Origin of the sequence: Flavobacterium sp. UGB4466, assembly GCF_903469665.1 — a bacterium.
GTDB lineage: Bacteria > Bacteroidota > Bacteroidia > Flavobacteriales > Flavobacteriaceae > Flavobacterium > Flavobacterium lipolyticum.
Window position 1 is genome coordinate 1 of the sequence record NZ_CAGKLC010000148.1, and the last position, 7,480, is coordinate 7,480.

At 32.6% G+C, this 7,480-nt stretch carries 6 protein-coding genes and 1 tRNA gene; 3 read left to right on the top strand and 4 right to left on the bottom strand.

All coding sequences use genetic code 11. The annotated features are described in order from the left end of the window. Positions 1 to 178: 178 nt before the first annotated feature. On the bottom strand, positions 179 to 2,296 hold the full coding sequence (locus JO950_RS20410) for a glutamine--tRNA ligase/YqeY domain fusion protein (protein ID WP_202704281.1): 2,118 nt from the start codon (positions 2,294 to 2,296) through the stop codon (positions 179 to 181). A 126-nt stretch (positions 2,297 to 2,422) separates the two neighbouring features. Here JO950_RS20410 and folB point away from each other — a divergent pair, with 126 nt between their 5' ends. Continuing rightward, on the top strand, positions 2,423 to 2,782 hold the full coding sequence (folB, locus tag JO950_RS20415; protein WP_202704282.1) for a dihydroneopterin aldolase: 360 nt from the start codon (positions 2,423 to 2,425) through the stop codon (positions 2,780 to 2,782). A gap of 94 nt (positions 2,783 to 2,876) precedes the next feature. Further along, positions 2,877 to 2,947 (top strand) — tRNA-Cys (locus JO950_RS20420). Positions 2,948 to 3,434: 487 nt separating this feature from the next. Here JO950_RS20420 and JO950_RS20425 read toward each other — a convergent pair. Genes JO950_RS20425 through rnr form a run of 3 tightly spaced genes read right to left on the bottom strand, consistent with a single transcriptional unit; the run spans position 3,435 to position 7,001 of the window. Beyond that, the gene (locus JO950_RS20425; protein ID WP_070906235.1) at positions 3,435 to 4,112 is read right to left on the bottom strand and encodes a LysE family translocator; all 678 of its coding nucleotides are present in this window, start codon (positions 4,110 to 4,112) and stop codon (positions 3,435 to 3,437) included. A gap of 14 nt (positions 4,113 to 4,126) precedes the next feature. Next, positions 4,127 to 4,795, bottom strand: a complete 669-nt coding sequence (locus JO950_RS20430; RefSeq protein ID WP_202704283.1) for a head GIN domain-containing protein — start codon at positions 4,793 to 4,795, stop codon at positions 4,127 to 4,129. 25 nt (positions 4,796 to 4,820) lie between these two features. Continuing rightward, a complete protein-coding gene (gene rnr, locus JO950_RS20435) occupies positions 4,821 to 7,001 on the bottom strand; it encodes a ribonuclease R (RefSeq protein WP_202704284.1) in 2,181 nt (726 codons plus the stop codon). Between the two features lie 173 nt (positions 7,002 to 7,174). Here rnr and JO950_RS20440 point away from each other — a divergent pair, with 173 nt between their 5' ends. Continuing rightward, positions 7,175 to 7,408, top strand: coding sequence for a putative signal transducing protein (locus tag JO950_RS20440; RefSeq protein ID WP_017498760.1), 234 nt, complete (start codon positions 7,175 to 7,177; stop codon positions 7,406 to 7,408). The last annotated feature ends 72 nt before the right edge of the window (positions 7,409 to 7,480 follow it).

Sequence of the window (7,480 nt, forward strand, 5' to 3'; positions counted from 1 at the left end):
TTTTTAACTGTTTTTATAAAGATGATAAATGAATCGAAAGAAGTTTTTTTTTAGCTTAAAATCAACTTATGAAGCTTGTTTTTAATCTAAAAAATTTATGATTTTTAAAAATTAATAGAAAACATAAATAATAAAAAAAGCGCTTATAAAAAGCGCTTTTCAATAGATTACTTTGATATTATTTTTGAATCATTTCAGAAAGAATTTCAATTTCTCTCTCCGAAGCATTTTTTGGAGGATTTGAATGTAACTTCAAAATATCTTCTTCAAATTGCTTTCTTAAACTTTCATTTTCTAAATCTCTTAAATTTAAAAGTGCTTTAGATCTCACATAAGTAGATTCACTTCTAAGAGACATGGTGTATAATTTTTTAATATCGTCTTCTTCAAAATCAGGAGATTTTAAACTTGAGTATTTTAGAATAAACTGAGCAAACAACAATGATCCTTTATTATTGTTAATATTCTTCTTTAAAGAATTTTGCAACAACGAAAAGCTGGAAACATTTTTAATGCTCTCCCCTATTGCACTTTCAATGGCAATACGTTCCGCTTTTGTCTCCACTTTGAAATATTTATTGATATCCTTCAAAGAATTGTTGATACTATTTTCTTCTTTTTTCCCCTTCTCTTCCCAGGCATCTTTTAGTCCAACCGTTTTGTTAAATACTAATTTTGAAGGAGTTGCATCTTTATCCACTGTAAAATAACCCAGACGTTGAAACTGAAATTTATCTTCATTTTGAGCTGTAGCTAAACTTGGTTCCACAAATCCAGTAATTATTTCCAACGAATTTGGGTTTACAAAATCTAAGAAATTTTTCTCTTTATAACTGTCCGGAGCTTCATCTGTAAACAAACGATCGTACATGCGAACTTCTGCTTCAACTGCATGTTGAATGGAAACCCAATGTAAGGTTCCGGATACTTTTCTCTGACTTGCTTCTGTCCCGCTTCCACTTAAAGAATCAGTGTCATAACTTACATGAATCTCTGTAATATTACCTTCTGAATCTTTTATAACAGCTTCTCCTTTAATGATATAAGCATTTTTTAGACGTACTTCTTTTCCTAAAGTAAGACGGAAAAATTTAGCAGGCGCTTCCTCTAAAAAGTCTTCCCTTTCGATATACAATTCTCTTGAAAAAGGTACTTTTCTGAAACCTGCATTTTCATCTTCCTGATTATTTTCGGCTTCCAACCACTCCTCTTTTCCTTCAGGATAATTTGTAATTACCAATTTTACCGGATCTAAAACGGCCATTACACGTGGTGCAATTTTGTTCAAATCTTCACGGATACAGAATTCTAAAACCGATACACTGATCAGGTTATCACGTTTTGCAATACCAATTGTATTAGCAAAATTACGCAAAGATGCAGCAGTATAACCTCTTCTTCTTAGTCCGGAAATGGTTGACATTCTGGGATCATCCCAACCGTTAACATGTTTTTCCTTAACTAGTTGCTGTAATTTTCTTTTACTAACAACTGTATGCGAAAGATTACGTCTGGCAAATTCTCTCTGCTTCGGACGTAGTTTATTATCTTCAAAAATTTGGTCTAAAAACCAATCGTATAATTCACGGTGAGGTAAAAATTCCAGTGTACAAAAGGAGTGTGAAATTTGCTCTAAATAATCACTTTGTCCATGTGCCCAATCGTACATTGGGTAGATTTTCCAGTTATCCCCTGTTCTATGATGATGTTTATGCAAAATTCTGTACATGATAGGATCACGCATCAACATATTGGTTGATTTCATGTCTATTTTGGCACGAAGAATATGAGTACCAGCCTCAAATTCACCATTTTTCATTCTTTCGAACAGCTCTAAATTCTCTTCTACTGAACGATTTCTGTACGGACTATCAGTTCCTGTCGTTGACGGAGTTCCTTTTTGAATCGCCATTTCTTCTGAAGACTGACTGTCTACATAAGCTTTATCTTTCTTAATTAACAGAACTGCCCAATCGTATAATTGTTGAAAATAATCTGAAGCATAACGTTCTTCTGACCAGGTATATCCCAGCCACTCTACATCTTTTTTTATAGCATCAACAAATTCCTGCTCTTCTTTTTCGGGATTTGTATCGTCAAAACGTAAATTCACAGGTGACTGATAATCAAGTCCCAAACCAAAATTTAATGCAATAGAACTTGCATGCCCAATGTGCAAATACCCATTTGGTTCTGGTGGAAAACGAAAATGAAGCTTGGTTTTAGAAAGACCTGATTTTAAATCTTCTTCTATGATTTGTTCAATAAAATTGAGTGATTTCTCTTCTGATGCCATTATTTTATAGTAATTTTAGCAAAGATAAAAAAGTTTACAGTTTTCGGTTTACAGTTTTCGGTTTTCTTTAGAAACTTAACATGAAACCTGAAACTTGAAACATAAAACCTGAAACTAAAATTAAAAATGGGAGTTATAAAATTAAAAAACATCCGTACTTTTTCCTACCATGGATGTTTAATTGAAGAAGGAAAAATTGGATCTGATTACACAGTCGATCTAAAAATCAAAACTAATTTACAAAAATCAGCACAAACAGATCATTTGTTAGATACTGTTGATTACGTTCATTTGAACAAAATTGTAACCGAAGAAATGGCAATTCGTTCTCATTTATTAGAGCATGTAGCCAAAAGAATCAATAATCGTGTACTTTCGGAGATTGAAATGATAGAAAAAACTACTGTTTGGGTTTCTAAGATAAATCCTCCTATTGGTGGTGATGTTGAAACAGTTACTATAAAAATGACGGAAACTAGAAAATAAATTTTTCTTTAAAAATGCTATTTTTTTAAAATAGTTACTTTGAAACTTTTGAAATTTAAAGATTTTAGTTACTTTTGCCATCCGTTCAAGTAATGGCGTCGTGGCCGAGCGGCTAGGCTGGGCTCTGCAAAAGCTCCTACTCCGGTTCGAATCCGGACGATGCCTCTAAAACCTCTAAAGAAATTTAGAGGTTTTTTTTATGTCAATTTTTAGAAAAAATTAGATAAAGATTTATGTTCGAATCCAAACGATGCCTCTAAAAGAGATACAGAAATGTGTCTCTTTTTTTTATGGTAATTTTTAGAAAAAATTAAATAAAGATTTATGTTCGAATCCGAATGATATCTTAAAACCTTTAAAGAAATTTAGAGTTTTTTGAGGCATTAAATTATACACAATCTTGTCATTTCGAGGAAGGAGAAATCACACCAGTTAATCGACAAAGATTGTCGACTTAGTTTGCGGAGTTTCTAATGTGATTTCTCCCTTCGGTCGAAATGACAAAGTTTTCGCAAAATAACGTTGTTAACAATAGCAAACAGTACAGGTTTTAGAAACCTATTGAGTTTAGTTGAATAAACTGAGACTTATAAACACAAAAAAACCTCTGATATACAGAGGTTTAATTTTATAATTTGGAGTTATCAACAACTTACTTTTCAATCTTTTCGAAAGCGTTTTTAACCATTTCTTTTTCTTTAGGAAACCAACCCTGAATCATTAAAACTACACCAAAAACCATCAAGACAATACTAATACCTTTTTTAATTTTTAGGATATTCGTCGGTGTCATTTTAGATTTTAACTGTTTGGCTAATAATATTTTAAGACAATCAACTACTAAATAAGTAATGATAACCGAAGTAAAAAAAGTAAACATTCTTGAATTTTGCATTTCTAATTTTGGTCCTACAGAAATAATAACCGCTAACCAGAAACCAAGTACTCCAATGTTAATAACGTTCAGTAAAAAGCCTTTTACAAATAAACTACCGTAGTTTCTTTTAATAATATCACGATCGATTTCTTCGTCGTTTATTTTTGCTTCTTTCTTTAGTCTTACGAAAGAAATTATACCGTACGCCAGCATAATAATTCCGCCAAAAATAAAAAGAGCCGGTTTGTCTTTTAAACTCTGAATCAGTCTGTAACTTCCCAAATAAGCAATTGCGATAAAGAAAATATCACCTAATACAACACCAAGATCAAAAACTAATGCAGCTCTAAATCCTTTAGTAATACTGGTTTCCAATAGTATAAAAAATACCGGACCTACCATAAAACTTAAAAAAAGTCCCCATGGCAGTCCAGCCAAAATATCATTTATCATTCAAATACAATTTCTTATTTTACTTCTTCGATTTTACCTCCAAAAACCGTTTTTTGATTGATTTGTTTCGGTTTTCCATAAATGTAAATAGAGCCTCCTGCGCTCACTTTTGCATCCACAAGGGTTGAAGCATTCACATCTGCTTTTCCTCCCGCAGAAACGCTTACTTTCGTTTGTGAGGTCTTTAATTTACTTGCCAGCAAATAACCACCGGCTCCAAGACCTGCATCTAGATTATCGGCTTTACCACTTAAAGTAATTGAACCACCGGAAACGGAGCTAACATTGAGTTTATCAACATTTAATTCAACATTAATTGTTCCGCCTTCTTGTGCACTTACTTTAAATACTGTTGCTTTTATAACATCTTTACTACTAACGCTGGCTCCTTCATTAACATCTATAAGCTCTAAACGTTTGTAATATACAGTAATATCCAAATCATTTCCTGATAATAACTTAGGAAAAGGCATTCTTAATTTTAATAAACCTTTCTTGTTAACAACTTCGACTTCTGATTCTCTTGCTCCTTTAATTACAATCTTATTTTCTGATGACTGAACTAATTTTACACTTAACTTATCAAATACTTTAACGGAATCAAAATCACCTAACTCCTTAGTAACCTGACCAAAAGACATCTGAACCAATAAAATTGCAGCTACTATAATTAACTTTTTCATACTTCTATTCTTTTAAATTAAACTTCTATTCTGCTCTTCTTAAAAAATGAAAATCCAACTGTTTTTTAACTAAATCGGCATTTTTAACTTTTACATAAATTTCGTCTCCTAATTGTAAAATGCTGTTTGAAGTGGCTCCAACCAATGCATATTGTTTTTCATCGAAAGTATAATAATCATCTTTTATCTCTCTGATTCTTACCATTCCTTCGCATTTGTTGGAAACAATCTCCACATAGATTCCCCATTCTGTAACACCGGAAATAACACCAAGGAATTCCTCATCCTGGTGATCCTGCATGTATTTCACCTGCATGTATTTGATACTATCCCGCTCAGCATTAGTAGCTAAACTTTCCATATTAGAACAATGTAAACATTTTGTTTCGTAGGCTTCTTCATCTACAGAAGCTCCATTGTCTAAATAATACTGCAGCAAGCGGTGTACCATAACATCCGGATAACGACGAATTGGTGATGTAAAATGGCTGTAATAATCAAAAGCTAAACCATAATGACCAATATTCTCTGTCGAATATTTGGCTTTACTCATACTTCTGATCGCCAGAGTATCAATTAAATTCTGCTCCTTTTTACCATTTACTTCTTCCATCAAAGCATTCAATGATTTCGAAATATCTCCCTTGTTTCTAAAATCTATTTTGTAACCAAACTTAGCAATTACGGTTTGCATCGCAATTAATTTGTCTTCGTTAGGTTCATCATGGATTCTGTAAACGAATGTTTTCTTTTGTTTACCAATGTATTCTGCTACTTTTCTGTTGGCCAAAAGCATAAATTCTTCGATCAGATGATTGGCATCTTTTGAAATTTTGAAATACACTCCTTCCGGTTCTCCTTCTTCATCCAGGTTGAATTTTACTTCGACTTTATCAAAAGAGATGGCTCCATTGGCCATTCTTTTCTTTCTCAAAATCTTTGCTAACTCATCTAATTTTAAAGTGGCTTCCGTAATTTCATCAGAAACTGTATACGATTCTCCGGTAATTGAGATATCAACAGGAATGGTATTGTCTTTTGTTTCAATTATATACTGTGCTTCTTCGTAGGCAAATCGCTGATCAGAATAAATCACAGTTCTTCCAAACCATTGGTTAATAACCTGTGCAGTTGGAGAAACTTCAAAAATTGCTGAGAAAGTATATTTCTCTTCATTTGGACGTAATGAACAGGCAAAATTAGACAATACTTCCGGAAGCATTGGTACTACTCTATCCACCAAATAAACCGAAGTGGCACGTTGATAGGCTTCATCATCTAAGATTGTTCCTTCTTCCAGATAATAGGAAACGTCGGCAATATGAATTCCAATTTCATAATTTCCGTTCTCTAACTTTTTGAAAGATAAGGCATCATCAAAATCTTTAGCATCTTTTGGATCTATCGTAAACGTAAGTGTATCACGCATATCACGACGTTTTGCAATCTCAGCTTCCTGAATTGAGGTATCAATTTTTTGAGCATAAACCTCCACTTCTACCGGAAAATCTGCCGGTAAACCGTATTCAGCCAAAATAGCATGAATCTCAGTATTGTGTTCTCCGGGTTTTCCTAAAACTCTTAATACAGATCCAAACGGACTATCGGCTCTTTTTGGCCAATCTTCAATGGTAACTAAAACAACATCACCATTTTCTGCCTCTCCTATTTTATCTTTTGGAATAAAAATATCCGTATACATCTTAGGGTTTGCAGTGGATACAAAAGCAAAGTTGGCCTGAATATCTATTACTCCAACAAATTCTGTTTTATTTCTTTCTACAACACTAATTACCTCACCTTCAGGTCTTTTACCTTTTCTTCGGTTGTACACATAAACTTTAACTTTGTCTTTGTCTAATGCCCTGTTTAAATTATTAGTTGGAATAAATACATCTTCGCTAAACTCATCACAAATAAAATAGGCCGTTTTTCGGCTGGTCATATCAATTGTTCCTTCGTAATAATCCTGACTTTCGGCTTTTACTAAATATTTACCCGGTTCTGATTCAATAATTTTCTTTGAAGCGGCTAAGATTTTTAAATCCTTTATAATCTGATTTCTGCTTTTAGTATCGTCAAGTTCAAGTTTTGCTGCTATTTGTTTGTAGTTGAATCCTTTATTAGGGCTTTGCGATAAAATTTTTACTATTTTACTGGAGAAATCTTTCTCTTTTTTTATCGGCTTTCTAATTTTCTTACTCATATATCTTTTCTTAAAAGTTTAAAATTACAAATAAGATATCAGATTATATATTTTAACAAATAAATTATTAAAAATATAACTTTCTGGAAGCCGTTGCAATTCGTCTATTCAAATTAGTACTAAGAACAAATTTTAGTACTATTCATTTGAGTATCTTTACAAAAAGACCTGATATGGAAAGCTTTAAAACCATTGCTGTATTCAATTATTTACACGAAACCGTGGTTCTGAAACACTTATTAGAACAGGAAGGGATTCCTTATTTTTTTGAAAACGAAATGACACTGTCTGTCGTTCCCTTGTACAGCACTGCGCTGGGTGGAATCAAACTCAAAGTTCATCCGAACGATTTCGAAGAAGTTCAGCAAATTCTGGACAATCTGAACAATCCTCTGAAAATCGTTTGAATCCTTCTATTTTTTCAATTTCAAAAAATATTTTTCTTTTTCAATTTTCAAAGTTGTCAACATATATTAAAT

Bases quoted from the DNA above. Each gene is read 5' to 3' on its own strand.
- JO950_RS20410 (WP_202704281.1), bottom strand. From the start codon at position 2,296: ATGGCATCAGAAGAGAAATCACTCAATTTTATTGAACAAATCATAGAA.
- folB (WP_202704282.1), top strand. From the start codon at position 2,423: ATGGGAGTTATAAAATTAAAAAACATCCGTACTTTTTCCTACCATGGA.
- JO950_RS20425 (WP_070906235.1), bottom strand. From the start codon at position 4,112: ATGATAAATGATATTTTGGCTGGACTGCCATGGGGACTTTTTTTAAGT.
- JO950_RS20430 (WP_202704283.1), bottom strand. From the start codon at position 4,795: ATGAAAAAGTTAATTATAGTAGCTGCAATTTTATTGGTTCAGATGTCT.
- rnr (WP_202704284.1), bottom strand. From the start codon at position 7,001: ATGAGTAAGAAAATTAGAAAGCCGATAAAAAAAGAGAAAGATTTCTCC.
- JO950_RS20440 (WP_017498760.1), top strand. From the start codon at position 7,175: ATGGAAAGCTTTAAAACCATTGCTGTATTCAATTATTTACACGAAACC.